Genomic DNA, 26,543 nt, shown 5'->3' on the forward strand with positions numbered 1-26,543 from the left:
AGCCTGGATTAGACGTGTCGAACTCAAATAGTTGGTGGGTCGAAGACGGACTAGATGCCCTTACCCATCAGGTGACTGCGCAGCAGGTCGGCGGTCTTGCCACCGGCTTCGGTGTTGAGCAGGACGACCGTCGCATCGTCACCGAACTCGTCGGCGAGGTCCCACGCGCCCGCGGCGGCGACGCCGGGGTTGACGCCCATCTCGATGCCCTCGTAGCGGGCGGCCGAGTAGGCACTCTGCAGTGCGTCGTCGTCGGCGACGGCGACGGCCGCGCCGTCGGTCGCCTCCAATGCTCGAAGGGCCAACTCGCCGCCTGCGGGGTCGGTGATCTCCAGTTCGCCACAGACCGTGTCGGGGTTCGTCCACGGCTCGGGCGCGTCCAGCCCGCGCTCGAACGCGGTGGCGATGGGGGCACAGCCCTCGGGCTGGGCGGCGAACAGTCGCGGGACGTCGTCGACGAGACCGAGCGTCCGGAGTTCGCGGAAGCCCTTCTCGACGCCGACGAGGAACTCGCCCGTGCCCGTCGGGACGACGACGGCGTCGGGGACATCCCACTCCAGGCCCGCCGCGAGTTCGTAGGCAATCGTCTTCGCCCCCTCGTGACGGTAGGGCGTCGTGAACTCCTGGAGGTCGAGCCAGCCGTCGAGCACCTGTTCGGCCTTCGCCTCGACCGCGTCGGGGAACCGACCGCCGACGACGCGCATGTCGCCGCCGTGGACGTTCGTCATCGCCTTGTTCTGGAACGTCGAGCGCGACGGGACGAACGAGTGGTGCCGGACGTTCGCCCGACCGGCGTAGGCGGCGAGCGACTGCGCGCCGTGGCCCGGCGCGGCGATGGTCGCGTCCTCCGCGTCCTGCTGCTTCGCCGCGGTCATCGCGACGGAGAAGCCGCGGTCCAGCGTCGTCCCCGTCGGGTTGCGGCCGTCGTCCTTGATGACCACGCGGCCGACGTCGAGTTCCGAGGCCAGTCGCGGGGCCTCGACGAGCGGGGTCGCCCCCTCGGCGGTCGTAATCGCCGCGTCGGCGGGGAACGGCAGCAGCGCGTCGAAATGCCACAGCCCCTCGTGCGGGCGACCTTCCAGGTCCGCGCGCTCGATGTCGACGGCGTCGTAGTCGTAAGCCGGGTCCAGCGGCGCGCCGCAGTCGGGACAGCGGCCGTGCGTGTCGACGCCGAAGACTTCCTCACAACTGGTGCATTCGAGACCGACGAACGCCTCCGTCGTGTTCATATCTGAGCCTTCGGCGCGATGGACTAATCGCTTCGCTTTACGCGCCGTGGGTGGGGGTGTGATGTGGGTCCAGACTTAGTTACGGTTACACAGTCCGGGACTTCCGAGTTCGTGGCTCTCCAGGGATCTCGAGAGTAGAACAGACTACGCAACAAAGCCCTCGTGCTCTCGGGGTTCCCGCGTCTCGGCGCGCTCCTCGCTCGTTTCACTCGCTCCGGTGCTTCCGTCGCCGGGGGACCGCCGAGAGCACTCGCCCTTTGAGCCCGCCAGGCCCGCACTGCGCCGACCTTCCCCCATGAGACCGCGCCGTCGCGCAGTCAGTGCCCGTGGACTGACCAGCCGGTACGGCGCGTGGCTTCGCGCCGTTTCATCGTTTCCGCGAGGGGAACGAGCGGAAGCCAGCAAGAGCGAAGCTCTTGCGTCGCCGCGAGCCACTCACGCGAGGGATGAGGAGCGCAGGCGAAGCCGAGCACCGCAATCGGTTGGGGAGGGCGTGGGCTTTCGGGGATATCTCGTCTCCCTTCAATCAGGTGTGGGTGAAGCGTGCGACTACTCCGGACGGAGTTATTATTCATCGAAATGCCGTTTCCAGCCGAGTTTAGTACCACGCGTCCCAACCCCTGAGTATGCAGGACGAATCCGTCGTCGTGGCCGGTGCGGGGCTGGCAGGACTGGTCGCCGCCCGCCGCCTCGCCGCGGCCGACGTCGACGTCACCGTCTACGAACGTCGCGACGAGGTCGGCGGTCGCGTGCGAACCGAACGCCGCGGCGGCTACCGCCTCGACCGGGGCTTCCAAGTGCTGTTCACCGCCTACCCGATGGTCCGCGCCGAGTTGGACCTCGACGCGCTCGACCTCCGGCGGTTCAAGCCCGGCGCGAACATCGCCCGCCCGGACAACGTCTCCGCGCTCTCGGACCCGCTGCGCGACCCCACCGCCCTCGTCCCGTCGCTCCGGAATCCGGAGATAACGACGACCGACAAGATGCGCACCCTCGCGCTCCGCCAGCACGTCACCGCGATGGAGGAAGACGAGTTCTTCACCGGCCGCGACATGAGTATCCGCCAGTATCTCCGCGAGTGGGGCTTCTCTCGCCAATACGTCGAGAACTTCGTCGCGCCCTTCTACGGCGGCATTACGCTGGACCGCTCGCTGGGGACGTCGAAACACGTCTTCGAGTACACCTTCCGCGCGCTCTCGGAGGGCGGTATCGCCCTCCCCGCCGACGGGATGCAGGCCGTCCCCGAGCAGTTGGCCGCGAACGCCCGCGACGCAGGAGCCGAAATCCGCCTCGGCGAACCCGTCGAGTCCATCGACGACTCGGGCGAGGGCGTGACCGTCACGACGAGCGAGGGGACGGTCGAAGCGGGCGCGGCAATCGTCGCGACCGACCCGAAGCAGGCCCACGAACTGACCGGTGTCGACGCCATTCCGACCGAAGCCCGAAGCTGTGTCACTCAGCACTACAGCCTGCCCGCCCGCGAGGCACCCGACACGGGCAAGCGACTGCTGCTCAACGCGGGCGAGGCGTCACCGAACACCGTCGTCAACATGACTGCCGTCGCGCCGGAGTACGCGCCGGGTGACAAGGAACTCTTGAACGCGACGTTCCTCGGCGAGGACGCTCAGAACCGCTCGGCCGAGGAACTCGAAGCGGAGACGCGCCGCGTGCTCGAAGCCTGGTATCCCAACGAGGACTACAGCGACCTCGAACGCGTCGAGACCCACCGTATCCCGTTCGCGCAGTTCGACCAGCCGCCGGGCGTCCACGAGACGCTGCCCGACACACGTAACGCGGGAGGGCGAACCTACCTCGCGGGCGACTACACCCGGTGGTCCTCGATTCAGGGCGCGATGCGCAGCGGCCGCGACGCCGCCGAAGCGGTCGTCTCGGACCTGTTCTGATCTCTACTCTCGCAGGAACGCCTCGTCGCCGTGTTGTTCCCGCAGGCGACGGAGTTCGTCGCGCTGTGCTTCGAGATGGTCCGGCAGCTCCGCGTAGGTGTGCTCGAACATATCGTCGGGGTCCGGCTCCAACTCCTCGATGGTCGCAACGACGTCGGCGACGTGGTCTTTGACCTCCGCCTCGATCTCCTCAACTCGCTCGTCGTCGAGCCTTCCGGTCTCCCGCAGGAAGGTTTCGAGCCGGTCGATTGGGTCCCACCGCTTCCACTCCGCAACCTCGTCGTCCTCGCGGTAGGCCGTCGGGTCGTCGGCAGTGGTGTGCGCGCCGTAGCGGTACTGGACTGCCTCGATGAGCGTCGGCCGGAGCGTGCCGCTCTCGCCGTCGTTCTCTCCCTCCGCTTTCGCCTGTTCGGCCGCCGCCTTCGTCACCTGATACATCGCGAGTGGGTCCATCCCGTCGACGCGGACGCCCTCGAAGCCGTAGGCCTCGGCCTTCTGCGCGAACGTCGGACTCGCGGTCTGGCGTTCGGTCGGTACCGAGATGGCCCACTGGTTGTTGTGACAGACGAAGACGTTCGGCGTGTCGAAGACGCCCGCGAAGTTCATCGCCTCGTGGAAGTCGCCCTCGCTCGTCGAGCCGTCGCCGAAGTGACAGACGAACGCCTTCGACTCGCCCTTCAGCTTCGAGGCCCACGCCATGCCCACGGCGTGCGGGATGTGGTCGGCGATGGTGATATTGAGAGGAAAGACGTTGACGTCGACGATGTCGGCGTTGCCCTCCTCGTAGCCGACCCAGTAGGGGAGGTACGCTTCCAGCGCGTCACGGACGACCACCGCGCCGTGTTCGCGGTACTGGTAGAGAATCCAGTCGTCGTCCGCGATGGCGTACGTCGAGCCGACCTGCGAGGCCTCCTGTCCCGCGAGCGGGGCGTAGGTTCCCACGCGGCCCTGTCGCTGGAGGCTGACCATCCGCTCGTCGAAGTGTCGTGCAAGCCGCATATCGCGGTACATCCCGACCAGCCGCTCGTCCGAGAGATTGGGGACCGACGCGCCGTCGATGACCCGTCCGTCGGCGTCGAGCACCCGGACGAGACCGTCGTCCACGTTCATTGGTGACACTCTCGCGTCGACCCTCAAAGTTCCACGGCTCGGAGCAAGGCGACGGTCAGAGCATGCGTCGGAACTCCCCGAGCGGGGGAAAGCGGAGCGTCTCGTGGCTGTCGTCGTCGTAGACGACGGGCCGGAGTGCGTCGACGTCGGTCACGAGCGGCGACTGGAAGTCGCTCGTCCGCATCTCGTTGACCGCGACGCCCGCCGCGAGTCGGTTGAACGCGGGCAACATTACCACGTCGGCACCGCGGTACGTCCCCGCGCCGAGGAGATAGCAGGGCCGCCGCCGCCCCTCGATGTCGATGGCCGGATGGTCGTGGCCGACGATATACCGCGGAGCGTCCGGTTCGGGTTCCTCGTGGCCGTGACAGACGACCGTGCCGTCGGCGAGGCGGTAGCTCTCGTGGAGCTCGCCGTCCCAGACGTCCGCCAGATGGGTGTCGTGGTTTCCGGCGACGAGGACGGGTCGCGCGCCGGCCTCGCGACAGCAGTCGACGAGGTCACGGAGGTGCGCACGCGTCGCGTCCGACGCGTGCGAGAAGCTGTGAAGCACGTCGCCGGCGAAGACGGCCTCTGTGGGTTCGAAGTAGGTGAGGAGTCCGTCGAGCCGGTCGTGCAGGTCGGCACGTTCGCCGAGCGGGAACTCGACGCTCGACGCCTCGTCGCGGCCGACGTGCACGTCGGCGACGACGAGACTCCCCGTTCCCTGCACGAACACGCCACGGTCGCGGAACGACAGGTCGTCCACGCGAGAAGGTTCGTGCGGAAGGATATATCGCTACCGTCCCACGTGGGTTTTTAAACTATCCTTCCTTCTCTGGAGCCATGAGCGGAGCCCTGGAGGACAAGCGCACCGCGACACGGTTTCGCATCCTCGTCGAGATCGCTGACCGACAGCCAGCGGTGAGTCAGGGTGAGATCGCCGAGGCCGTCGGCGTGACGAGCCAGGCGGTCAGTGAGTATATCCGCGACCTCGTCGAGGACGACCTCGTCGAGAAGGAGGGCCGGTCGCGCTACCGCGTCACCAAAGAGGGCGTCGACTGGCTGTTCAAGGAGGCGAAGTCCATCCGTCGGTTCGCTGACCACGTCACCGAGGACGTCTTAGAGAGCGTCCAAGAGGACGCCGCGGTCGCCACCGCCGACGTCGAGGCGGGCGAGACGGTCACGCTCTCGCTGCGCGACGGCCTCCTGCACGCGACGCCGGGCGACGAGGGACCGGCAATCGGCGTCGCGACCACCGACGCCGAGGCGGGCACGGACGTCAGCGTCACGGGCTTCGAGGGCGTCATCGACTTCGAGCCGGGGTCCGTGAGCATCTATCAGGTCCCGCCCGTCCGCGACGGCGGAAGCCGCGCCGTCGACGACGGCGGTCTCGCCGCCACCTGCGAGGACGCGGATCTCGTGGTCGCCGCGGGCGTCGAAGCGGTCGTCACGCTCCGCGGGCTGGGCGTCGAACCCGCGGTCGTCGTCGCCGCCGGGAGCGTCGCGACCGAGGCCGCCGCTCGCGGACTGAACGTCGTCGTCGTCGCGACCACGGACGCCATCGGCCGCGTCACCGACGAACTCAGAGACGGTGACGTGACGTACGAAGTACGCGACGTCTAAGAGGAAGAGTCGTCGAGATGGTTCTTGGCCGTCGTGTAGGCCTCTCTGAGCTGTTTGAACTCCTCGCTGTCGCCGCCGTGGTCCGGATGTGTCTCCTTGGCCTGTGAGCGGTAGGCACGCTTTACCTCGTCGCGTTCGGCCGTCGTCGACAGCCCGAGCCGGTCGAACGCGGCCACGACGGGGTCGGGCAGGTCCTCCTCGACTTCGAGTTCGGGCACCTCGAAGGGGAGCCGCCGACCCAGCTGGGAGCCGGGCATCTCGTGTTCGCAGAGCACCGCGTAGGTGCCCGCGCGTTCGATGTGGAAGTACGCCTGGGCGTCGAAGGTGATTGCGACGTCTCTGCTGGGGAGGTAGAAGGCGACCGTGTGGCCGTGGACCGGATGGTCTTCGGCAAAGGCTTCGCCGATGGTCCGGAGATAGTCACGGATCTCCGCGCGGCGGCGGGCCGTCCCGTCGAACGTCTGGGAGGGGTCGATGGGCGCAGTGGGGAACACCCGGTCGGCGACGACGAAGATACCGGCGACGACGACGGAGGCGGCTGCACCGACGCCGAGTCCCATCAGGAGCCACGGCGGGAGCAGTGAGAGCCACTCGGGCAACACTACCGGGGCTAGGTGACGGGAGCTAAAGAACCCCTCGCCACCGGTAGAGAAAGCGGGGGCTGGCCGGGAGAGAAAAGTGAGAAACCGAGGCGCGTCGGCGGCCGCTTCAGAGGATTCCTTCGGCCTTGAGACCCTCGATGACGTCGTCGACGAGAGACTCCGCCGAGTCGTACGGGAAGTCCTGGTGGCTGCCGAGCTTCGCGGCCATCTCCATCGCGGTGAAGCTGACGTCGCCGGCTTCGAACCGCGTGCCCGGACCGTTCGGGAGGGCGGGGACGAGCGACATCTGGTTCTTGACGGGGTAGTCGGCACCGCTGAACGCTTCGAGGAGTTGCTCGCGAATCTCCGAGGTGACCTCTTCGTTTGCCATGTTCTTTCATGCACACAAGGAGCGCAAAAGCGTTCCGGAACCACGCTAAACTGGTTGGGAGTTTATCACGCCGGGGCCGTGTGTGTTTTTGTCCAGGCTATCCAAGCCCCGCTATGGACGCTGACTTCGACCTGCTGAAGGAGTTGACCGAAGAGAACGGTGTGCCCGGCTACGAGGGCCGCCTGCGCGACCTCGTCCGCCGGGAGTTCGAGGACACGACCGACGAGGTGCGTTCGGACGCGATGGGCAACGTCGTCGGCACCATCGAGGGCGAGAGCGACTACAGCGTCGTCGTCGCCGCGCACATGGACGAGATCGGCTTCATGGTCAAACACATCACCGACGACGGCTTCCTCCAGCTCGACGCGCTCGGCGGCTGGGACCCCCGTGTGCTGAAAGCCCAGCGCGTGACCGTCCTCACCGAGCAGGGCAGCCTGCCGGGCGTCATCGGCTCCGTGCCCCCGCACACGCTCACCGAGGAGCAGAAGGAGAAGGAGCCGAAGGTCGAGGACGTCCACGTCGACCTCGGAATGCCCGCGGAGGCCGTCGAGGAGCACGTCGCCGTCGGCGACCTCGTGACGACCGAGCAGACGACCATCGAGATGGGCGAGTTCGTCACGGGCAAGGCACTGGACAACCGCGTCTCCGTCTTCGCGATGCTCGAAGCCGCCCGCCGCCTCTCGAATCCGGCCGTGACGGTCCATCTCGTCGCCACGGTCCAAGAGGAAGTCGGGCTGCGCGGCGCGGAGGCCGTCGGCGTCGACCTCGACCCCGACCTCGCGCTCGCGCTCGACACCACCGTCGCCAACGACGTCCCGTCGTTCGATGCGAGCGAGTACGTGACCGAACTCGGCGAGGGTGCAGGAATCAAACTCAAGGACTCCAGCGTCATCACGAACCGGAAGGTCCACCGCCGGATGCGTGAGGTCGCCGAGAGCGAGGAGATTCCGTACCAGCTCGAAGTCCTCCCGGCGGGCGGGACGGACACGGGCGGTCTCCAGCGTTCCTCGGGTGCGAAGCCCGCGGGTGCCATCTCGGTGCCGACGCGCTATCTCCACACGCCGACCGAGAGCGTCCACCACGCCGACGTCGACGCGGCCATCGACCTCCTGACGGCCTTCCTGGAGTCGGAGACGGGCGAACACGACTACACGCTGTAGGTCGACGGGAGCCGTCGGCCGTCGTCACACGCTTTTCTGCCGACCCGGCGCGCCGAGCGGAACCAAAGTATTCACTATGGCCGCCTTCTAACCGCCGACAATGACTGACGGCAACGCAGGTCTCTCGCGGCGTGGCTTCCTGACGGCAGCGGGGACCGCAGTGGCGGCAGCCGGGACCGCGGCCGCCCAGGAAGACGGCAACACGACGGCAGGCAACGAGACGACGACCGCAAGCGGCAATCAGACGATGTCCGGCAACGAGACCGCAAGCGGCGACGAGTCCGCGGGCGGCTCCGGCTCCGGCTCCAGCGGTGGCGTCGAGCGGGAAGTCATCGTCGGTCCCGAGGGCGAACTCGTCTTCGACCCCGAGACGGTCGAGGTCACCCCCGGCTCGACGGTCACGTGGGTCTGGGAGTCCGACAACCACAACGTCGTCCCCGACGGTGAACTCCCCGAGGGTGCCTCGTGGGAAGGAACCGGCGGCGACAGTGAGACGTTCGACACGGGCTACGAGTACAGCCACACCTTCACGGAACTCGGCACGTACGACTACGTCTGTGTCCCGCACGCCAGCGTCGGCATGGTCGGTGCCGTCGAGGTCGTCGAGGAACTCTCCTCGGGCGGCGGCGAGGGTGGCGGCTCGAACATCCCGCAGGTGCCCGACAGCGCGAAGTCTCTCGGCGTCGCGACGACGTTCTCGATGATCTCGGTGCTCGGCCTCGCGTACTTCTTCATGAAGTACGGCGGCGACTACGAGACGCCCGACAACTGAACGCCGTCTTCTCTCTTCGTTCGCTCCCGGCGAGCGGCCGGGCTGTCCGTCCGCTGTGTGACCGCCGTTCGTCCCACTGCGTGGCCACCGCTCATCCACTCGTCCACTGCGTGGCCACCACTTGACGACGCTCAGAAGAAGCCGTAGTCGTCGACGACCTCGGTGTAACAGTCGAGATACCGCTGGAGCACCTCGCTGTGGTCGAACGACGCGTAGTCCTCGTTGACCGTCTGTCGCTCCATCCCGCCGGAGGCGACGATCTCGTCGGCGAGTTCCTGTGGGCTGGTGACCAGCTTGCCGCGGGCCTTGCCCTCGACCAGTTCGTGGGCACTCGACCCGGCCTGGTACTCGACGATGCCGACACAGCCGCAGGCGAGTGCCCACAGCAGGTTCGTCGGGAACGCCTCGCGCTCGGCGGTCTGTGCGAAGACGTGCGCGCCTTTCAGAATCGGGACGCGCTCCTCGTCAGCGAGGTCGCCGAGGAAGTCGACGCGGTCGTCGATGCGGAGGTCGCGGGCGGTCGTCTCCGCACGCTCGCGTTCGGGACCGTCGCCGATGACGGCGGCCTGCCAGTCGCGGTCCCGCAACTCGGCGAGCGCGAGGAGAAACGACTCGACGTTGGCCCCCTCGTCGAGGTCGCGGGCGTAGACGACGTCGGCGCGGTCGTCGACGTCGGCCTCGCGGACGAGCGAGAGATCGATGCTCTCGGGAATCACGCGGACGTCGTCCTCCGCGGCCCCGTACTCCCGAACCCGCGTGCGGACCGTCTCCGAGGGGGTGACGACCGCGTCGGCTCCCGTCGCCGCTCGGCGGTAGTTCTTCTTCGAGCCGGCACCGTCGGCCCACCAGTCGACGACGACGGGCACCCGGAGCAGTCGGGCCGTGGTCTTGGCGGCGACGACCGCGGAGGGCGGCGTGTTGACCGCGTGGACGACGTCGGGCGAACAGTTCTTCAGCGCGAAGGGGAGTTTGGAGGCGAACTTCCTCGCGTCGGATTCGGCCGTGATCGACCGGTACAGGACGTCCTCGTGTTCGAACTCGGGGATGGTTCCCTCCCACCAGCGAGAACAGAGCACCGTGACCTCGTGGCCGCTGGCGGCGAGATGTCGGGCGATCCGTCGCGTCCGGCGGGTTGCCGGCGTCTCGTCGTGATACGCCGTCGTCATCGCCACGAACGCGACTCGCATATCCGGCGGATTGACGGCCCGTGATAAAAATCCATGTCTTTCGCGGGTGAGCGGGCCGCCGCGGCGGTGACAGGTGCGGGCCGCCGTCGGAGGCTCGCCGCACCCAAAACCGTTTGTCGTCGGCGGTGGAAGGTCGGGTCATGTACGACATCGAACGCTATCTCAACATCCGCAGTGCCTACGGCGCGTCGTTCTCGCCGAGCGGCGAGACCCTCTCGTTTCTGATGGACACGACCGGGACATCTCAGGTCTGGAGCGTCGACGCGCCCGGCGCGTGGCCCGAGCAACACACCTTCTACGACGAGCGGGTCACCTTCGCCTCCTGGTCGCCCGAACGCCGCGAACTCGCCTTCGGGATGGACGAGGGCGGCAACGAGCGCGCCCAACTCTATCTGCTCGGCCCGGACACCGGCGAGGTGACGAACCTGACCCAACGCCCGGACGCCAAACACCGCTGGGGCGGCTGGAGCCACGACGGCGACCGCTTCGCCTTCGCCTCGAACCGCCGTGACAACTCGGTGTTCGACATCTACGTGCAGGGCCGCGACGAGGTCGGCAACGACGCCGAACTCGTCCACGAGGGCGACGGCTGGCTCACCGTCGGCGGCTGGAGTCCCGACGACACGAAGCTCGTCGTCACCGAGGCCTACTCCAACTTCGACCAGGACGTCTATGTCTTCGACCTCGAGGCGGGCGAACTGACCCATCTCACGCCGCACGAGGGGACGATTCGGTATCAGAGCGTCTCGTGGGGGCCTGCGGGCGAGAACCTCTATCTCGTCACCGACGACGGCTCGGACACCCTCTATCTCGCGCGGCTGAACCTCGAAACCCGCGAACTGACGACCGTCGAAGAGGGTGGCGAGTGGGAACTCGACGGCGTCGCCATCGACCACGACACCGGCCATCTCGTCTACTCGCAGAACGTCGACGGCTACACCGAGTTGACCACGGGACGCCTCGCCAACCCCGACACCATCGAGGCGTTCCCCCAGCCGGAACTCTCCCAGGGTATCGCCGGAGGCGTCAGCTTCGGTCCCGACGCCGAGCAGTTCGCGCTCACCGTCACGGGCAGTGCCGACAACACCAACGTCTACGTCGTCGAGATGGAGACCGGAGACGTCGAGCGGTGGACCTACGCCGCGACGGCGGGCATCCCGCGCGAGACGTTCGTCGAACCCGAACTCGTCCACTATCCGACGTTCGACGGGCGGCAGATTCCGGCGTTCTTCACGCTGCCCGAGACGGACACCGGTCACGGCGAGACGCCGGTCATCGTCGACATCCACGGCGGCCCCGAGTCCCAGCGGCGGCCCTCCTTCAGCGGCGTCAAACAGTATCTCGTCAACAACGGTTACGCCGTCTTCGAGCCGAACGTCCGCGGCTCGGCGGGCTACGGGAAGGCCTACGGCCATCTCGACGACGTCGAGAACCGGATGGACTCGGTGAAAGACATCCAGGCGGCCGTCGAGTGGCTCCACGACCACCCCGCCGTCGACGCCGAGCGCGTCGTCGCGATGGGCGGCTCCTACGGCGGCTTCATGGTACTCGCCGCGCTGACCGAGTATCCCGAACTGTGGGCGGCCGGTATCGACATCGTCGGCATCGCCAACTTCGTCACGTTCCTCGAGAACACGGGCGACTGGCGGCGCGAACTCCGTGAGGCCGAATACGGCTCGCTGGAGGAGGACCGCGAGTTCCTCGAATCCATCTCGCCGATCAACAACATCGAGTCCATCCAGGCCCCGCTGTTCGTGCTCCACGGCGCGAACGACCCGCGAGTCCCCGTGAGCGAGGCCGAACAGATCGTCGAGAAGGCCCGCGAGCAGGACGTCCCAGTCCGAAAGCTCGTCTTCGACGACGAGGGCCACGGCTTCTCGAAGCTGGAGAATCGCGTGCAGGCCTACACGGAGATCGTCGACTTCCTCGAAGAGCACGTCTGAAGGGGTCGACGTCACCGGAACCGACGACGCAGCGGGCGACCGCCACGCCGTCCGCCGACTGGCGGCTCCCTGTCACCATCTATCCTGAACATCCGTTAGAGTCAAACGCCCCCACAGCGAATCGCGAGGTATGAGCGCAGACGCAGAACAACGAGCCATTCGGTGTCTCGTCGCGAAAGTCGGACTGGACGGCCACGACCGCGGGGCACACGTCATCGCTCGCGCTTTCCGCGACGCAGGCTTCGAGGTCATCTACTCCGGCCTCCACCGCGCACCCGAAGAGATCGTGCAGGCGGCGGTCCAAGAGGACGTCGACGTGCTCGGCATCTCCATCCTCTCGGGTGCCCACAACACGCTCGTCCCGAAGGTCATCGAGGGGCTGAAGGAGTACGAGGCCTTCGAGGACACCCTCATCATCGTCGGCGGCATCGTCCCCGACGACGACCGCGCGAAGCTGAAGGAGCTCGGCGTCGCCGAGATCTTCGGTCCGGGAACCCCGATGAAAGAGACCATCGAGTTCGTCCGCAACAACGTCCACGACCGCGACTGATGGCACAGCACGCTGCACAGAGTGACCTCGTCGACGAACTGCTCGACGGCAAACACCGTGCGTTGGCGCGGGTCATCACGAAGATCGAGAACCGCTCGCCCGGCTACCGCGAGATCGTCTCGGCGCTCCACGAACACACCGGCGACGCCGAGGTCATCGGCATCACGGGCAGTCCCGGCGCGGGCAAGTCGACGCTCGTCGACAAGCTCGCCGCCGCCTACCGTGAAGCGGGGCTGACAGTCGGCATCATCGCCGTCGACCCCTCCTCGCCCTTCACCGGGGGTGCCGTCCTCGGCGACCGTATCCGGATGGCCTCGAACGTCGGCGACATGGACGTCTTCTTCCGGTCGATGAGTGCTCGCGGCCAACTCGGCGGGCTGTCGACCGCGACGGCGGACGCCGTCAAGGCGCTCGACGCCTTCGGCAAGGACAAGGTCATCATCGAGACGGTCGGTGCCGGCCAGAACGAGGTCGACATCGTCCGCACCGCCGACACCGTGACCGTGCTCGTCCAGCCCGGCAGCGGCGACGACGTCCAGATGCTGAAGGCCGGAATCCTCGAAATCGGCGACGTCTTCGTCGTCAACAAGGCCGATATGCCGAGTGCCGACCGCACGGTCGCCGAACTGGAGGAGATGATCCATATGCGCGACGACCCGACCGCGATGCTCGACCTCGGCCACCACGGCTTCGAGGAGCCGGAAGTCGCAGGCAACGGTGAGCGTGAGGACGGCGACGATGAGACCGAAACGGAACGCTGGACCCCGCAGGTCGTCACCACCGTCGCCAAGGACGGCGAGGGCGTCGCGACCCTCATCGAGACGCTCGACGACCACTACGCCTATCTCGAATCGACCGGCCGCCTCGACGCGAAGGCGCGGATGCGCTACGCCGAAGAGATCCGCCAGCTCCTCCGGGAGGACACCGCGGGCTTGCTCGAACGCGAACTCGACCGTCGCGGCGGCGTCGAGTCGTTCGCCGCGGCCGTCCACGACCGCGAGACCGACCCCTACACCGTCGTCGACGACCTGATCGGGCCGCTCCGGGACTGTCTGGACGAACAGCGCGAGTGAGGGCCGCGGCGGTGGGACGACCCCCAACGGCCGAGGCTGCCGCCAATTGGCGACCGAGACCAGTCGGAATCCGAGACGGGACCGGCCGCTGACAGGTGCGCCTTTAACCATGGAGTTCCTCAGATGGACGTATGAACCTCCGCCGAGCAGCCGGTCTTGCACTCGCAGGTGTCGGAGCGACCGCACTCGCCAACCGCGCCCTCCACGGCCGGGCGGGCGAACTCGAAGCACCCCTCGCCGGTGAACAGCGGACCTACCGCTGGCGCGGGATGGACGTCGCCTACACGGAGGCGGGTGACCCCGACGACCCGGACCTCGTCCTCCTCCACGGCATCAACGCCGCTGGCTCCAGCGGCGAGTTCCGCGAGGTCTTCTCGGCACTCGCCGACGAGTACCACGTCGTCGCCCCCGACCTCCCCGGCTTCGGTCTGTCCGACCGGCCGCCGCTTCGCTACTCCGCGGCACTCTACGAGGACTTCGTCGCCGACTTCCTCGGCGAGTTCGACTCGCCGCGCGTCCTCGCCTCGTCGCTGACGAGTGCCTACGTCGTCGCCGTCGCCAACCGACTCGACCTCTCGCGGCTCGTCCTCGTCTGTCCGACCGCCCGCGGCGGTCCCGACCCGAACCAGGCAGTCCGCGAACTCGTCCGCGCGCCCGTCGTCGGCGACCTGCTGTTCAACGCCATCACGTCGAAGCCGTCGATCCGCTACTTCAACGCCGACCACGGCTACTACGACATGGATTCGGTGACCGACGACTGGATGGATTACGAGTGGCGCACCGCCCACCAGCCGAACGCCCGCTTCGCGCCCGCCTCGTTCATTAGCGGCTATCTCAACTCCGAGATCGACCTCGGCGAGACGCTCGCCGCGCTCGACGTCCCGGTCACGCTCGTCTGGGGCCGCGAGGCCGACATCACGCCGCTGTCCGACGGGCGGAAACTCGCCGACGAAGCCGACGCGCGGCTCGTCGTCTTCGACGACGCGAAACTGCTCCCGCACGTCGAGCATCCGGGTGCCTTCCTCGACACAGTGCGCGAGGAACTCGCGGCCGACGCGGCGTAACCTTCGGAGAACTCGCAGCTGTTTTGCTCTCGGTCAGGCCGACTTGACGCCGACGAGTGCCAACAGGCAGGTCCACGACAACACGCCGACGACGACGGCCCAGAGTCTCACGTCGCTGGAGAGGCTGCCCGACAGGAACGCGACGGCCGCGGCGAGACCAACGAGCGCGAGCGCGACGGCGAGCAACGTGTCGTACCGCTCGTCGTAGTCGATTCGAGCAACCTCCGGCGTCGGCGTCGGCCGTGGCTCGCGCCGGATGCCGTCGTCGGTGCGGACCGCCCGAAGCAGCCACCGCGCTCTCGCCAGCACCGCGCCGAGGAGACCGCCGACGAACAGCCCAATGACGAGCCCGCTGGTGTCGCCGACGAGTGCAAACCCGAGACCGACGACGGCGGCGGGAACGAGCACGAGTGCGACGGTCTCGGCGACGTCGAGGGCGACGAGCCGGGGGTCGCGCTCGCGTAGCTGTTGGAGGGGCATCTTCGGACGGAGTTCGCGCGCCCTGAACAAAAGTGTTCGTCGGCCGAGCGTCTCGCTCAGCGCAGACTGAACCGGACCATCCGGCTGTCGTCGGCCTCGTTGGCCGCGGCCCCGGCTTCGACCGCCGAGCCGACTTCGACGTCGTCGACGGCGTCGCTGCCGAGGACGCCGGTCAGCCGGACGCCGCCGAAGTCCGCGATGACCGTCGCATACGGTGCTTCGTGCGCGAAGTTCGGCGGCGGGACGTGGACGACGGTGTACGTCTCGACCTCTCCGGTCTCCGGCAGCGGTTCCTCCGAGAGCTCTGGCGAGCCGCAGTGCGGACAGACCCGTCGGGGCGGCAGCGAGCCGTGGCCAGCCTCGCAGGCGAGATAGAAGCCGTCGCCAGCGTCGATCGCGTCGAGCCAGTCGTCGTAGCCAGCGTCGGTCATCTGCATACCTCCGCGGCAGTGAATCGCCGCTCCGTCATCGGCCCACCTCCAAGACGTGAACGACCGCACTCGCGACGGTGCCACCCGCGTTGTGGGTGAGACCGACGCGGGCGTCCGAAACGGCGTCGCTGTTGGGATGGTCGCCGCGCAGCAGTCGGGTCATTTCGACGAGCTGGCTGCCGCCCGTCGCGCCGACGGGGTGGCCCTTCGCCTTCAAGCCGCCCGAGAGGTTGATAGGGCGGTCGCCGTCGATGGTGGTCTCGCCGCGGCGGGCCGCGCCGATTCCCTCGCCTGGTTCGTAGAAGCCGAGCGATTCGAGCGCGAGCACCTCCGCGATGGTGAAGCAGTCGTGGACCTCCGCGACTTCGATGTCCTCGGGACCGACACCGGCGTCGGCGTAGGCCTCCTCGGCCGCCTCCGTCGCGGCGGGCGTCCGGGCGAGATAGTCGCGGTCCTGCAACGCCATCTTGTCGCCGCCCTGCCCCGTCCCCGTGATGGAGACGGGCGCGTCGAGACCGTGTTCCTCCGCGTAGTCGTCGCTGACGAGGACGAGCGCGCTCGCGCCGTCGGTGATGGGGCAAGCGTCGTAGAGTCCCAGCGGCTCGGCGACGATGGGGGCGTCGAGTGCCTGTTCGACGGTGATCTCCTTCTGGAACTGTGCGTACTCGTTGTCGAGGGCGTTGGCGTGGTTCTTGACCGCGATGTGCGCGAGGTCCTCGCGCTCGCCGCCGTACTGCGAGAAGTACGCCTTCGCCATGAGCGCGTAGGCACCGGGGAAGGTGACGCCCGAGCGGACCTCGTGGAGTTCGTCGGCGGCGATGGCGAGTGCCTCGGTCGCGCCGTCGGTGTCGAGGTTGGTCATCCGCTCCATCCCACCGGCGAGTACCACGTCGTTCTCGCCCGAGCGGATGCTCCGGACGGCCTCGCGGGCGGCGACGCCCGCGGAGGCACAGGCCTGTTCGTAGCGGGTGGCCGGGCAGCCGAGACCCGCCGCCTCCGCCATGAGCGGTCCCTGGTGGCCCTGCCGCTCGGCGATTGCGCCCATGAAGTTGCCGTAGTTCAGCTGTTCGATGTGGTCGCGGGGGACGCCTGCGTCCTCGCGAGCCGCGAGTGCGGCCTCGGCGAAGAGGTCACGGCCCGTCCGGTCGGGGTGACTCCCGAAATGGGTCAGACCGACCCCGGCGACTCGTACGCCAGTCATACACGAACGACAATGTGAGAGTTGCGTATAGACTTGCCGGATGAGCCGGTCAGTCCCGTCGCGGCGACGATCCGTCGGCACGTCGTCTCTCTGGAGAAACAGATCGTGGCATATTTTTAAATGGTCTTCTCGTGATACGGAGCTATGGCAACGGGACGTGTGTACGCCGTCGCGGGCGCGAAGGGGGGCGTCGGCAAGACGACGACGAGTCTCAACCTCGGAGCGGCACTCGCCGCCGCCGGTCGCTCGGTCGTCGTCGTGGAACTGGATCTCGCGATGGCGAACTTCGCAGACTTTCTCGCACTCGACGTCGACCCGGAGACCGATACGACCGTCCACGACGTGCTCGCGGGCGACGCCGCCGTCGCCGACGCCGTCTACGACGCACCCGGCGGGTTCAGCGTCGTCCCGAGCGGGACGACCCTCGACGGCTTCGCGAAGACGGACGTCGACGGCGTCGGCGACGTGCTTCTCACGCTGCGCGAGGAGTACGAGGTCGTCCTGCTCGACACCGGCGCGGGGCTGAGCCACGAGACGCTCTTACCGCTCGCACTGGCCGACGAGACACTGCTCGTCTCCTCGCCACGCGTCGCCTCGGTCCGCGACGCCGAGAAGACGAAACAGCTCGCCGCCCGCGTCGGTGGCACCGTCGCGGGCGTCGTCTTCGTCCGGTCGGGGACGGGTAACTCGCCGCCGGTCGACCGCATCGCCGACTTCCTCGACGTGCCGATGTTCGGCCACGTCCCCGAGGACGAGTCGGTGCCTGCGTCGCAGGACGCCGGACGGCCGGTCGTGGCGGAGGCTCCCGACAGCGAGGCGGCGGCGGCCTACGTCGCCATCGCGGGGCGACTCGCCCGGCGTGATGCGGTCGCCGCCGACCGCGGCGAACTCGCCTCGAACGCCGTCCGCGTCCGACAGGAGACCGCCCGACACCGCGGCGGGTTCGTCTTCCCCGAGGGCGAGTCGCCGGAGGCAGGCGATACCGACACCGCTGCCGCCACAGCGACCGCGACGGCGACGAGCGAGACCGACGACCCCGACTCGGCAGGGGACGAGACCGACGGCTCCGATTCGACGGGAGGCGAAACTGACGCCCCCGACTCGGTGGAGGACGAAACCGACACGCGGGAGCCGGACGAGCGACCCGCGTCGGCGGCAGACACCGGCTCGACGCAGCCCGACGAGCCGACGCAGTCTGACGACTCGACACAGTCCAACGAGACGGCGCAGGCCAACGAGACGGCGCGACCCGACCAGTCCGCACCGTCGCCGACGGCCGTACAGTCGAGCGACGGAACAGGCGGAAAAGGAGAGCCGAGCGACGGAACAGGCGGAAAAGGAGAGCCGAGCGACGAGACGGACCGGAACACGGCGGACGGTGGGCTTCGGACCCGCGTCGGTGCGGTGCTCCAGAGCGTCCGGCAGTCGTTCTGACTCCGGCTATCCCTCGCCGACGAGTCGCTCTTCGCCCTCCCACTCCTGCTCGCGCAGTTCGTACTTCTGAATCTTCCCGGTCGCCGTCTTCGGCAACTCGGCGACGAACGCGACCTCGCCGGGCACCTTGTAGGAGGCGATGCGTTCGCGGCAGAAGTCTTTGATCTCCTCGGCGGTGACGCCGGGGTTCTCGGGGTCGCCGTTGGCGGGCACGAGGAACGCCTTCGGCGTCTCGCCCCACTTCTCCGAGGGCACCGGAATCACGGCGACGTCGGCAACCGCCTCGTGTTCGAACAGGGTGTCCTCCAGTTCGATGCTGGAGATGTTCTCGCCGCCGGAGATGATAATGTCCTTCTTGCGGTCTTGGATGGTGATGAAGCCGTCCTCGTCGACGGTCGCGAGGTCGCCCATGTGGTAGTAGCCCTCCACGCGGTCGTCGAAGGCCTCCGCCGTCGCCTCGGGTTTCTCCCAGTAGCCGTCCATCACCTGGTTACCGCGGACGACGATTTCGCCGACGGTCGCCCCGTCGCGGGCGACGTCCTCGCCGTCGTCGTCGACGACGCGGACTTCGGTGCCGAGATAGCCGATGCCCTGGCTCTTCTTCACCGCAAAGCGGTCCGGACTCTCCTGGTCGAAGAAGCGTCGGGCGTCGGACGTCGTGATGAGCGGCCCCGTCTCCGTCGCGCCGTAGACGTGTTTGAGATACCAGCCGAACTCGTCTTCGACGGTGCGGATGGTCGCCTCCGGCGGTGCGGCTCCAGCCGTCGCGACCCGGACGGGGTTCGCGCCGACAGTGGCCGGTTCGTGCTCCTCGTGGTACTCCCCGAGCATGTTGAGCACCGTCGGGGCGGCACAGAAGTACGAGACGTCCTCCGTTTGAATCCGCTCGAATATCTCGCCCGCGTCGATGCCGCGGGTGCAGATATGTCGCGCCCCGTTGCCGGTGATCGCGTAGATGTGGCCCCAGCCGTTGACGTGGAACATCGGCAGCGTCCAGAGATAGACGTCGTCGTCACTGATCTCCTGGTGGGCCGTGATGAGATAGGCGTGGAGCGTCTCCGTCCGGTGGGTGCGGCAGACACCCTTCGGGTCGCCGGTCGTCCCCGACGTGTAGTTGATGGTGATGACCTCGTCTTCGGCCATCTCCGGCCGCTCGTAGTCGGTCGACTCGGCGACGATATCGTCGAAGGACTCCCACTGTCCCTCGACGGCGTCGACGTCGTTGGTGATGAACACCTCCGTCGGCACGTCGTCGCGGACCGCCTCGATTTTCTCCGCCAGTTCGTGGTCGGCGTAGATGGCCGTCACCCCCGCGTCGTTCAGGATATACTCGAAGTCCTTGGGCACGAGTCGGTAGTTCAGCGGGGTGTGGACCGCCCCGACCTGCATCGCGCCGTAGGCGGCTTCGAGATGGTAGTGGGTGTTCGGGTCCAAGACGGCCACCCGATCGCCCTTCCCGATGCCGCGCGCCTGCAGAGCCGCCGCGAAGCCGTCGGCGCGCTCGCCCAACTCGTCGTACGTGTACCGTTCGCCCGTCGTCGCCAACACCGCCTCTTTGTCGCCGTAGTGTCGCCGCGCTCTGTCCAGAAACTCGGTCACGAGGAGGGGTTTCTCCATGCAGTATTCTTGATGAAGGTTCATGATATAGGTTGCCGGATGGTGGCAAAAGCCACGCGAACCGGTGGCTGTCTGATGGCTCCCGAGTGCTCAATACTCCAGAAATCCGTCCGGACGGACTATATTTCTCTGTAGCACTACTCAGGAAAATATCATACTGCTCCGGGTCGATTCCCGGATATGGCACTCTCGGAGTACACCGGCCGGACGCCGCGCGGCTACGACCAGGAGACGACCGTCGAGCGCGTCGCCCCCCACCAACGGTGGGACGTCGACGGCGAACGACAGGGTGACTGCAGCAACTGCGGCGACGAACTCCAGTTGCGCGAGAAGCATCTGCTCGTGACGCTCACGCGAAAGCCGGGACGGAACGCCGAACGACACCATCTCTGCGGCCAGCCCTGTCTGGACGAGTGGCTCGTCGACTAATTACTGGCTACTACCACAAACTATTACTCAGTCAGCCACGGTGAGACAGCCATGGCTCTCAGTGGTGACAGACCGTGGTAAGCACAGCAGCCCTCCTCGGCGTCGGCGCGCTCGTCCTCGTCGGGTTCGCGGCCGTCGGGGCGTGGTACAGCCGTGGGCGGGTCGGCTCCGTCGAGGACTTCATCACCGCCCGCGACAGCGCGGCGACCGGCACGCTCACCGCGACGGTCGTCGCGTCGAGCATGGGCGCGTGGATCCTCTTCAGCCCCGCCGAGGCGGGCGCGGCCTTCGGCGGCGTGACGGCCGTCGTCGGCTACGCCGTCGGCTCGGCACTCCCGCTCGCCGTCTACGCCTCGCTCGGCCCGCGGATCCGGCGACTCCTCCCCCGCGGCCACTCGCTGACCGAGTACGCCGCCGCGCGCTACGGCCCGGCGATGGCGGGCTACGTCCTCGTCGTCTCGGTCGCGTATATGTTCATCTTCCTCGCCGCCGAGTTCACCGGTATCGCGCTCGTGATGGAGCGGCTCGCGGGCGTTCCCGGCTGGCAGACCGCGACGCTCGTCGGCGTGACCGTCCTCGCCTACACCGCCTACGGCGGCCTCCGCGCGAGCATCGTCACTGACCGACTCCAAACGCTCGTCATCCTCCCGCTGTTCTTCGTCGGTGTCGCGGTCGCGCTCGTCGCGCTCGGCGGGCCGACGGCGGCCGCGCGCTCGGTGACGGCGACCCGTCCCGAACTGCTCTCGCTCGGCTACCTCCCCGGCCTGGAGTTCGGCGTCTACGTCGCCGTCGCGATTCTCGGCGCGGAACTCCTGAACCAGGCGTGGTGGCAGCGGGTCTACGCCGGTCGCGACGACGCGACCGTCACGCGGTCGTTCCGGCTGGCCGCCCTTCTGGTCCTTCCGATGGTCCTCGTCGTCGGCTTGTTCGGTCCCGTCGCGGCGGGCCGCGGGCTGGTCGAGAGTTCCGCGGATGCGAGCGTCGCGCTCTTTCTCGTCGTCGAACAGCTGCTCCCCGAGTGGGTGACGTTCGTCTTCGCCCTGCTCGCGCTCCTGCTCGTCGTCTCCAGTGCCGACACGCTGTTCAACGCCATCGCGAGCGTCGTCACGACCGACCTGCCTCGCGTCGCCGACGTCTCCCCGGACGGCCTGCTGCTCGTCGCCCGCGGCTTCACGGGCGTTGTCGCGCTCGGTGCCATCGTCGTCGGCGCGCAGGGCTACAGCGTCCTGACGCTGTTTCTCCTCGCCGACCTGCTGGCGGCGGCGACCTTCGGGCCGCTGCTCCTCGGACTCTACTCCGAGCGCGCGCGCTCCGGCGGCGTCCTCGCCGCCAGCACCGTCGGACTCGTCGTCGGTCTCGCGTTCTTCCCGCCCGCCCGCGGCGTGCTCGCCCCCTCGTTCCTCCCGGCACCGTCGTTCTTCGTGTCGTTCCTCTCGGCAGCCGGACTCTCCTGTGGGCTGGCGGCACTCTCGACGCGCGTCGGCGACGACCGGTACGACCTGGACCGCCTCGGCGACGAGGTGGGACGGCTCGACCAGTCGAGCGAGACCGCAGACGGGGCGGCCGTCGCCGACGACTGAGTCGGCGGCGCGGTCGCTGTGAGTGTAGATGAATAATGGGTCGCTGTCGACGACGACGCGGCCCGGCAATGGGGCCGGTGGGGCAGTTACGTCCGCCCCTCGGCGACGTCGAGCGACCAGAAGAAGCCGTAGTAGGCGAGGACGCCGCAGGCCATGGTGAAGTAGTAGGCCCACTGCGGCCCGTCGACGACTTCGAAGACGAGCGAGACGACCGCGACCCACGCCATCGCGAACACCAGGTCGACGACCATCCCCGAGCGGTGCTCGCGGACGTGCTCGCCGATGGCTTCGAGGCGGCTCACGCGCCACCTCGGCGGCTTTCTCTATCTGGGCGAGGGTCGTGTGTCATGGTCAGTCGTCCGCGGGCGACTGCCCGCCGTCGGTCGCGGCGACCTCTTCGGCGGACTGCATCTTCGACATCGGTTCCGGGCTGTGACACTGCCGGACCAGCCGCTTGGTTTCCATGTCCGGCTCCTCGGTCGCCATCGAGACGCCGATGGTGACCGCGAAGACGATGGGGACGGCGACGAGCGCCGAGCCGATGGCGGGCAGCCACTGGGCCAGCGCGGCCGAGTAGGGCTCGCCCGTACCGACGTAGACCGGCAGGACCTCGTTGATCATCGGAATCAGCCAGACGACGAGACCGGTCGTCATCCCGGCCAGCGCGCCCTGACGGTTCGTGTTCTCCCACCAGAGACCGAGGAAGAACATCGGGAACAGCACCGCACCGGCGAGCGAGAACGCGTAGGAGACGAGCGCGGCGATGGGTGCCGCCGGGTCGAGCGCGGCGAGCGTCGTGATGACGCCGAGCGCGATGATGCTCAGCCGACCGACGAGGACCTGCTCGCGCTGGGTCGCGTCGTCGGTGATGATGTTCGCGTAGATGTCGTGCGAGATGGCCGAGGAGCCGGCGATGAACAGCCCCGCGGTCGTCGCGATGGCCGCCGCGATACCACCCGCGGCGACGAAGCCGACGAACCACTGCGGCAGGTTCGCGAGCTGTGCGGCGAGCACGACGATGACGTCACCGGCCGCACTGGTCATGCCGGGGTCGCCGTACACCGCACCGATGTTCTGCGCGTAGAGGTCGGTCCCGAACGCGGCGAACGCCGGTGCCGAGAAGTACAGGAGACAGATGAAGAACAGTCCCCAGACCGTCGACCAGCGGGCGGTCCGCTCGCTCTCGACGGTGTAGAACCGCACGAGGACGTGCGGAAGTCCACAAGTCCCCACGACGAGCGAGAAGGCCGTCGCGATCCACAGATAGTAGCCCCCGTTGACGAAGGGTTGGCTGAACTCCGCGCCGAGGGTGCTTATCATCTGGCCGTACTCGATCTGCGGCAGGACCGTCGAGTAGCCCTGCGAGAAGCCGACGACGTAGAGACCGACCAGGAACGCGAAGATGAGGATGACGTACTGGACGGCCATGTTCTTCGTCGCGCCGAGCATCCCCGAGAGCGTCAGATAGCCGACGGTGATGGTCATCATCAGGACGACCATCGACTGGTAGCCGCTCAGCCCCGGCAGACCGATGTCGCCGAAGATGTAGAGACCGACGAGACCCATCCCGCGGGCCTGGCCGATGGCGTAGACGAAGCCGATGAGGAACGTCGTCACCGCGGCGATGGCGCGGGCGGCGTCGGAGTTGAAGCGGTCTCCGACGAAGTCGGGGGCCGTGTACTTCCCGAACCGCCGCATCTGCGCGGCCAGGAAGATGAGCAGGATGAAGTAGCCCGTCGACCAGCCGACGACGAACGCGAGCCCGTAGAAGCCCGACAGCGCGATGAGTGCCGCCATCCCGAGATACGAGGCGGCGGACATCCAGTTCGCGCCGATGGCCATCCCGTTCTCGACGTTACCGATGGAACGACCGGCGACCCACATCCCTTCGGTGTCGGCGACGCGGAAGGCGTAGCCGATACCGAGGAACAGTGCCAGCATCCCGGCGACCAGGATTGCCGGGAGGAGCTTGAACGAGACGTTCAGCCCCTCGGGGAGCAGTCCGGTCTGAAGGAGCAGTTCCAGCGTCACTGTTCGACACCTCCGTCAGCCGCGGCCGCGGCTCCGCTCGCCTCGGCCGCCGTCTGCGTGTGGTCGATACCGTACTTCTGGTCGAGCTGGTCGCGCTTGCGCGCGTACCACAGCGACAAGACCAGCGCGCCGCCCGGTGCACCGATTGCGACGAGGAAGTAGTGCAGCGGGAAGCCGATGACGGGCAGTTGCGTCGTCATCACGCCGGGGACGAGCGCCGTCGCCGTCACCGGCCCGAAGACGATGACCGCCCAGAGGGCGAAGCCCGTCCAGATGACGCGAAGGTGGTCACGCATGAACGGCGTGCTCGGCCGAAGGAGGTTCACCTCCCGGTCGAGATAGTCGGTGTTTCGGTGGTCGCGCGCAGCCTGCGTGAGCGCGCCACCGTCCGGTGCAGTCTCTTTCTCTGCTGCCGAATCGTGTGTGTCGTTGTCTGCCATTGGTTTGAGTTTGGAATCCGTCCTGTGTGTGAGTTCGTTGGGAGACTCGACTTCGTCGTTGTACGTTGTGATCTGTCGGGACTGAAGCCCCGTGACGGGTCCCGCGTCGAGCGCGCCGAAACCGGACGCGCGCCGAGGTCGGACCGTCCGAGTCGCTACTTCTGGACCTTCTGCTGAATGTCTGCGACGATTTCGGGGTTACGCAGCGTGGTCGTGTCGCCGAGTTCCTCCTCGCCGTTAGCGATCTCTTCGAGAAGGCGACGCATGATCTTCCCCGAGCGCGTCTTCGGCAGCTCGGGCGTGAAGATGACCTGTTCGGGCCGGGCGATGGGACCGATACCGTCCTCGACGCCCTCGACGATGCGTTGGCTCATCTCGTCGGAGCCCTCGTAGCCGTCTTCGAGGATGACGTAGGCGTAGACCGCCTCGCCCTTCACGTCGTGGTTGCCGCCGACGACGGCGGCCTCGGCGACGCCCTCGACGCCGACGATGGCTGACTCGATCTCCATCGTCCCCAGCCGGTGGCCGGAGACGTTGATGACGTCGTCGACGCGGCCGAGGATGGTGATGTAGTCGTCGTCGTCGATCTTCGCGCCGTCCTCCGGGAAGTAGACCCAGTCGTCGGCGTCGTCGCTGTCGAGGTCGGAGTACTCCGCCCAGTACTCGTTGATGAACCGCTCGTCGTTCTTGTAGAGCGTCCGGAGCATTCCGGGCCACGGCTTGTTGACCGTGAGATAGCCCGCGCGGCCGGCCTCGACCTTCTCACCGTTCGTGTCGACGATGTTGGCGTCGATGCCGGGCAGCGGCGGTCCCGCAGAGCCGGGTTTCATCGTCCCGATACCGGGCAGGGTCGTGATCATCATCCCACCCGTCTCGGTCTGCCACCAGGTGTCGACGACCGGACAGTCCTCGTCGCCGATGTGCTTGTAGTACCACTTCCACGCGCGCGGGTTGATGGGTTCGCCGACCGTCCCGAGCAGCCGCAGCGACGAGAGGTCCCGACTCTCGGGGAACTTGCTGCCCCACTTCATGAACGCGCGGATGGCCGTTGGCGCGGTGTAGAAGATGTCGACGCTGTACTTCTCGATGAGTTCCCAGAGACGGTCGCGCTCCGGATAGTCGGGCGTCCCCTCGTACATCACCGTCGTCGTCCCGAGCGCGAGCGGCCCGTAGACGATGTAGGAGTGGCCGGTGATCCAGCCGATGTCGGCCGCACACCAGTAGGTGTCCTCCTTTTCGATGTCGAGGACCGAGTGGGCCGTCCACGCCGCGTAGGCGAGATAGCCGCCGGTGGTGTGTTTGACCCCCTTCGGCTGGCCCGTGGTCCCCGAGGTATACATCAAGAAGAGCATGTCCTCGGCTCCGCGCTCGACGGGTTCGATGCGGTTGCCGCTCTGTTCGGCGACGAGTTCGTCGTAGTCGTACTGGTTCTCCGTGAGGCTGTGGCCGTGGCCCGCGTCGCCGAGGCGGTCGACGACGACGGTCTCGGTGTCGTGGTCGACGCTCTCCAGCCCCTCGTTGGCCTTCTCGAGATGGTCGAGTGCGTCGCCGCGGCGGTAGTAGCCGTCACACGTGACGAGATACTCCGAGTCCGCGGACTGCATCCGAGTCGCCAGTGCCTCCGCCGAAAAGCCCGCGAAGACGACCGAGTGCGGGGCGCCGAGACGGGCACACGCAAGCATAGCGATGGGGAGTTCCGGCACCATCGGCATATACAGCGTGACGACGTCGTCCTCCTCGACGCCGAGGTCGCGGAGCGCGGCCGCGAACTCGTTTACCTCGCGATAGAGGTCTTGATAGGTGTACGTGCGCGTGTCGCCGAGTTCGCCCTCCCACTTGATGGCGACCCGGTTCTTCTCGCCGTTCTCGATGTGGCGGTCGATACAGTTGTACGAGGCGTTGAGGGTGCCGTCCGAGAACCACTTGTAGAACGGCGGGTTCGAGTCGTCGAGCGTCTGGGTGTACTCGGAGTCCCAGTCGAGCAGGTCACCGGCACGGTCCCAACACTCCGGCCAGTTCTCCTCGAACTCCTCGTAGATTCCTTCGTCGGTGACGTTCGCCTGCGCAACGAAGTCATCAGAGGGCTCGAAAGCCTCCTGTTCAGCCAGCCGTGCTTCGAGTTCTGCGTCACCTTCTGCCATAAGTCGTGCTAACTAACCGAATCATACATGATAAACTTATTTGAATCGCCCCAGAGTGTCCCGATGACAGGAGTTATTTACCCCGACAAACAATGAGGGGAAAATCCTCCCAAGACGGTCGAAATCTCGGGGACGGGCGACCGGATTGCGACAAGGCGAGGGCTGTCGGCCCGTCCGGAGAGAAAGCGAA

The 26,543-nt window shown here is 67.4% G+C and carries 25 protein-coding genes; 11 read left to right on the plus strand and 14 right to left on the minus strand.

Annotated elements, in window-relative coordinates; genetic code table 11:
- Positions 1–50 precede the first annotated feature (50 nt).
- Complete coding sequence (locus BLR57_RS04445; protein WP_089694534.1) at positions 51–1,229, minus strand: threonine synthase; 1,179 nt, start codon at positions 1,227–1,229, stop codon at positions 51–53.
- Positions 1,230–1,855: 626 nt separating this feature from the next.
- On the opposite strand from BLR57_RS04445, the gene BLR57_RS04450 reads away from it, so the two are divergent.
- Entirely contained in the window at positions 1,856–3,133 is a 1,278-nt protein-coding gene (locus tag BLR57_RS04450) for an NAD(P)/FAD-dependent oxidoreductase (RefSeq protein ID WP_089694536.1), read from the plus strand.
- Between the two features lie 3 nt (positions 3,134–3,136).
- Here the strand turns inward: BLR57_RS04450 and pdhA are convergent, their stop codons facing one another.
- Both pdhA and BLR57_RS04460 read right to left on the minus strand, forming a co-directional pair.
- On the minus strand, positions 3,137–4,243 hold the full coding sequence (gene pdhA / locus BLR57_RS04455; RefSeq protein WP_089694537.1) for a pyruvate dehydrogenase (acetyl-transferring) E1 component subunit alpha: 1,107 nt from the start codon (positions 4,241–4,243) through the stop codon (positions 3,137–3,139).
- Between the two features lie 55 nt (positions 4,244–4,298).
- On the minus strand, positions 4,299–4,991 hold the full coding sequence (locus tag BLR57_RS04460; protein WP_089694540.1) for a metallophosphoesterase family protein: 693 nt from the start codon (positions 4,989–4,991) through the stop codon (positions 4,299–4,301).
- A gap of 77 nt (positions 4,992–5,068) precedes the next feature.
- Here BLR57_RS04460 and BLR57_RS04465 point away from each other — a divergent pair, with 77 nt between their 5' ends.
- Complete coding sequence (locus BLR57_RS04465) at positions 5,069–5,848, plus strand: DUF7839 domain-containing protein (protein WP_089694543.1); 780 nt, start codon at positions 5,069–5,071, stop codon at positions 5,846–5,848.
- Here the strand turns inward: BLR57_RS04465 and BLR57_RS04470 are convergent.
- Positions 5,845–6,450: a J domain-containing protein gene (locus tag BLR57_RS04470; RefSeq protein WP_089694545.1), complete on the minus strand. Its 606-nt coding sequence runs from the start codon at positions 6,448–6,450 to the stop codon at positions 5,845–5,847. The genes BLR57_RS04465 and BLR57_RS04470 overlap by 4 nt on opposite strands.
- A 106-nt stretch (positions 6,451–6,556) precedes the next feature.
- The gene (locus BLR57_RS04475; RefSeq protein WP_089694547.1) at positions 6,557–6,820 is read right to left on the minus strand and encodes an MTH865 family protein; all 264 of its coding nucleotides are present in this window, start codon (positions 6,818–6,820) and stop codon (positions 6,557–6,559) included.
- Between the two features lie 113 nt (positions 6,821–6,933).
- Here BLR57_RS04475 and BLR57_RS04480 point away from each other — a divergent pair, with 113 nt between their 5' ends.
- Positions 6,934–7,980: a M42 family metallopeptidase gene (locus BLR57_RS04480; RefSeq protein ID WP_089694549.1), complete on the plus strand. Its 1,047-nt coding sequence runs from the start codon at positions 6,934–6,936 to the stop codon at positions 7,978–7,980.
- A gap of 100 nt (positions 7,981–8,080) precedes the next feature.
- Positions 8,081–8,752, plus strand: coding sequence for a plastocyanin/azurin family copper-binding protein (locus BLR57_RS04485; protein WP_089694551.1), 672 nt, complete (start codon positions 8,081–8,083; stop codon positions 8,750–8,752).
- A 131-nt stretch (positions 8,753–8,883) separates the two neighbouring features.
- Here the strand turns inward: BLR57_RS04485 and BLR57_RS04490 are convergent, their stop codons facing one another.
- Positions 8,884–9,939, minus strand: coding sequence for a glycosyltransferase (locus BLR57_RS04490; RefSeq protein WP_089694553.1), 1,056 nt, complete (start codon positions 9,937–9,939; stop codon positions 8,884–8,886).
- Between the two features lie 140 nt (positions 9,940–10,079).
- Between BLR57_RS04490 and BLR57_RS04495 the strand changes: the two genes are divergently transcribed.
- The 4 genes from BLR57_RS04495 to BLR57_RS04510 all read left to right on the plus strand — a co-directional run bounded on the left by BLR57_RS04495 (position 10,080) and on the right by BLR57_RS04510 (position 14,569).
- Positions 10,080–11,882, plus strand: coding sequence for a S9 family peptidase (locus BLR57_RS04495; RefSeq protein WP_089694555.1), 1,803 nt, complete (start codon positions 10,080–10,082; stop codon positions 11,880–11,882).
- A 130-nt stretch (positions 11,883–12,012) separates the two neighbouring features.
- Positions 12,013–12,432, plus strand: a complete 420-nt coding sequence (locus BLR57_RS04500; RefSeq protein WP_089694557.1) for a cobalamin B12-binding domain-containing protein — start codon at positions 12,013–12,015, stop codon at positions 12,430–12,432.
- Complete coding sequence (gene meaB, locus BLR57_RS04505; RefSeq protein WP_089694559.1) at positions 12,432–13,505, plus strand: methylmalonyl Co-A mutase-associated GTPase MeaB; 1,074 nt, start codon at positions 12,432–12,434, stop codon at positions 13,503–13,505. Before BLR57_RS04500 ends, meaB begins: the two co-directional genes overlap by 1 nt.
- Positions 13,506–13,636: 131 nt before the next feature.
- Entirely contained in the window at positions 13,637–14,569 is a 933-nt protein-coding gene (locus BLR57_RS04510; protein ID WP_089694561.1) for an alpha/beta fold hydrolase, read from the plus strand.
- Between the two features lie 33 nt (positions 14,570–14,602).
- On the opposite strand, the gene BLR57_RS04515 is transcribed toward BLR57_RS04510, so the two are convergent.
- The 3 genes from BLR57_RS04515 to BLR57_RS04525 are packed head-to-tail and all read right to left on the minus strand — an operon-like array spanning position 14,603 to position 16,681.
- Positions 14,603–15,049: a hypothetical protein gene (locus BLR57_RS04515; RefSeq protein ID WP_089694563.1), complete on the minus strand. Its 447-nt coding sequence runs from the start codon at positions 15,047–15,049 to the stop codon at positions 14,603–14,605.
- Positions 15,050–15,105: 56 nt separating this feature from the next.
- Positions 15,106–15,480: a Zn-ribbon domain-containing OB-fold protein gene (locus tag BLR57_RS04520; protein ID WP_089695519.1), complete on the minus strand. Its 375-nt coding sequence runs from the start codon at positions 15,478–15,480 to the stop codon at positions 15,106–15,108.
- Positions 15,481–15,514: 34 nt separating this feature from the next.
- Positions 15,515–16,681 carry a thiolase domain-containing protein gene (locus BLR57_RS04525; protein ID WP_089694565.1) on the minus strand — a complete coding sequence of 389 codons (1,167 nt, stop codon included), beginning with the start codon at positions 16,679–16,681 and terminating at the stop codon, positions 15,515–15,517.
- A gap of 144 nt (positions 16,682–16,825) precedes the next feature.
- Between BLR57_RS04525 and BLR57_RS04530 the strand changes: the two genes are divergently transcribed.
- Positions 16,826–18,115: a nucleotide-binding protein gene (locus tag BLR57_RS04530; RefSeq protein ID WP_089694567.1), complete on the plus strand. Its 1,290-nt coding sequence runs from the start codon at positions 16,826–16,828 to the stop codon at positions 18,113–18,115.
- Positions 18,116–18,121: 6 nt separating this feature from the next.
- Here the strand turns inward: BLR57_RS04530 and BLR57_RS04535 are convergent, their stop codons facing one another.
- Positions 18,122–19,732: a long-chain-fatty-acid--CoA ligase gene (locus tag BLR57_RS04535; protein WP_089694569.1), complete on the minus strand. Its 1,611-nt coding sequence runs from the start codon at positions 19,730–19,732 to the stop codon at positions 18,122–18,124.
- A gap of 180 nt (positions 19,733–19,912) precedes the next feature.
- On the opposite strand from BLR57_RS04535, the gene BLR57_RS04540 reads away from it, so the two are divergent.
- Together BLR57_RS04540 and BLR57_RS04545 are read left to right on the plus strand one after the other, a co-directional pair.
- Positions 19,913–20,161, plus strand: coding sequence for a DUF7576 family protein (locus BLR57_RS04540; RefSeq protein ID WP_089694571.1), 249 nt, complete (start codon positions 19,913–19,915; stop codon positions 20,159–20,161).
- 74 nt (positions 20,162–20,235) lie between these two features.
- A complete protein-coding gene (locus BLR57_RS04545; protein ID WP_089694573.1) occupies positions 20,236–21,741 on the plus strand; it encodes a sodium:solute symporter family transporter in 1,506 nt (501 codons plus the stop codon).
- Positions 21,742–21,827: 86 nt separating this feature from the next.
- On the opposite strand, the gene BLR57_RS04550 is transcribed toward BLR57_RS04545, so the two are convergent.
- From BLR57_RS04550 to acs, 4 genes are all read right to left on the minus strand, one after another.
- Complete coding sequence (locus BLR57_RS04550) at positions 21,828–22,043, minus strand: DUF8119 family protein (RefSeq protein ID WP_089694575.1); 216 nt, start codon at positions 22,041–22,043, stop codon at positions 21,828–21,830.
- Positions 22,044–22,092: 49 nt separating this feature from the next.
- Complete coding sequence (locus tag BLR57_RS04555; RefSeq protein ID WP_089694577.1) at positions 22,093–23,772, minus strand: sodium:solute symporter family transporter; 1,680 nt, start codon at positions 23,770–23,772, stop codon at positions 22,093–22,095.
- Positions 23,769–24,212 (minus strand): DUF4212 domain-containing protein, encoded by a 444-nt coding sequence (locus BLR57_RS04560; RefSeq protein WP_089694579.1) that lies wholly within the window; start codon positions 24,210–24,212, stop codon positions 23,769–23,771. Before BLR57_RS04560 ends, BLR57_RS04555 begins: the two co-directional genes overlap by 4 nt.
- Before the next feature lie 155 nt (positions 24,213–24,367).
- Complete coding sequence (gene acs / locus BLR57_RS04565) at positions 24,368–26,353, minus strand: acetate--CoA ligase (RefSeq protein WP_089694581.1); 1,986 nt, start codon at positions 26,351–26,353, stop codon at positions 24,368–24,370.
- Between the last annotated feature and the right edge of the window lie 190 nt (positions 26,354–26,543).

The organism is Halogranum gelatinilyticum (genome assembly GCF_900103715.1).
Taxonomy (GTDB): domain Archaea; phylum Halobacteriota; class Halobacteria; order Halobacteriales; family Haloferacaceae; genus Halogranum; species Halogranum gelatinilyticum.

Bases quoted from the DNA above. Each gene is read 5' to 3' on its own strand.
- BLR57_RS04445 (WP_089694534.1), bottom strand. From the start codon at position 1,229: ATGAACACGACGGAGGCGTTCGTCGGTCTCGAATGCACCAGTTGTGAG.
- BLR57_RS04450 (WP_089694536.1), top strand. From the start codon at position 1,856: ATGCAGGACGAATCCGTCGTCGTGGCCGGTGCGGGGCTGGCAGGACTG.
- pdhA (WP_089694537.1), bottom strand. From the start codon at position 4,243: ATGAACGTGGACGACGGTCTCGTCCGGGTGCTCGACGCCGACGGACGG.
- BLR57_RS04465 (WP_089694543.1), top strand. From the start codon at position 5,069: ATGAGCGGAGCCCTGGAGGACAAGCGCACCGCGACACGGTTTCGCATC.
- BLR57_RS04475 (WP_089694547.1), bottom strand. From the start codon at position 6,820: ATGGCAAACGAAGAGGTCACCTCGGAGATTCGCGAGCAACTCCTCGAA.
- BLR57_RS04480 (WP_089694549.1), top strand. From the start codon at position 6,934: ATGGACGCTGACTTCGACCTGCTGAAGGAGTTGACCGAAGAGAACGGT.
- BLR57_RS04485 (WP_089694551.1), top strand. From the start codon at position 8,081: ATGACTGACGGCAACGCAGGTCTCTCGCGGCGTGGCTTCCTGACGGCA.
- BLR57_RS04490 (WP_089694553.1), bottom strand. From the start codon at position 9,939: ATGCGAGTCGCGTTCGTGGCGATGACGACGGCGTATCACGACGAGACG.
- BLR57_RS04495 (WP_089694555.1), top strand. From the start codon at position 10,080: ATGTACGACATCGAACGCTATCTCAACATCCGCAGTGCCTACGGCGCG.
- BLR57_RS04500 (WP_089694557.1), top strand. From the start codon at position 12,013: ATGAGCGCAGACGCAGAACAACGAGCCATTCGGTGTCTCGTCGCGAAA.
- meaB (WP_089694559.1), top strand. From the start codon at position 12,432: ATGGCACAGCACGCTGCACAGAGTGACCTCGTCGACGAACTGCTCGAC.
- BLR57_RS04510 (WP_089694561.1), top strand. From the start codon at position 13,637: ATGAACCTCCGCCGAGCAGCCGGTCTTGCACTCGCAGGTGTCGGAGCG.
- BLR57_RS04515 (WP_089694563.1), bottom strand. From the start codon at position 15,049: ATGCCCCTCCAACAGCTACGCGAGCGCGACCCCCGGCTCGTCGCCCTC.
- BLR57_RS04520 (WP_089695519.1), bottom strand. From the start codon at position 15,480: ATGACCGACGCTGGCTACGACGACTGGCTCGACGCGATCGACGCTGGC.
- BLR57_RS04525 (WP_089694565.1), bottom strand. From the start codon at position 16,681: ATGACTGGCGTACGAGTCGCCGGGGTCGGTCTGACCCATTTCGGGAGT.
- BLR57_RS04530 (WP_089694567.1), top strand. From the start codon at position 16,826: ATGGCAACGGGACGTGTGTACGCCGTCGCGGGCGCGAAGGGGGGCGTC.
- BLR57_RS04535 (WP_089694569.1), bottom strand. From the start codon at position 19,732: ATGGAGAAACCCCTCCTCGTGACCGAGTTTCTGGACAGAGCGCGGCGA.
- BLR57_RS04540 (WP_089694571.1), top strand. From the start codon at position 19,913: ATGGCACTCTCGGAGTACACCGGCCGGACGCCGCGCGGCTACGACCAG.
- BLR57_RS04560 (WP_089694579.1), bottom strand. From the start codon at position 24,212: ATGGCAGACAACGACACACACGATTCGGCAGCAGAGAAAGAGACTGCA.
- acs (WP_089694581.1), bottom strand. From the start codon at position 26,353: ATGGCAGAAGGTGACGCAGAACTCGAAGCACGGCTGGCTGAACAGGAG.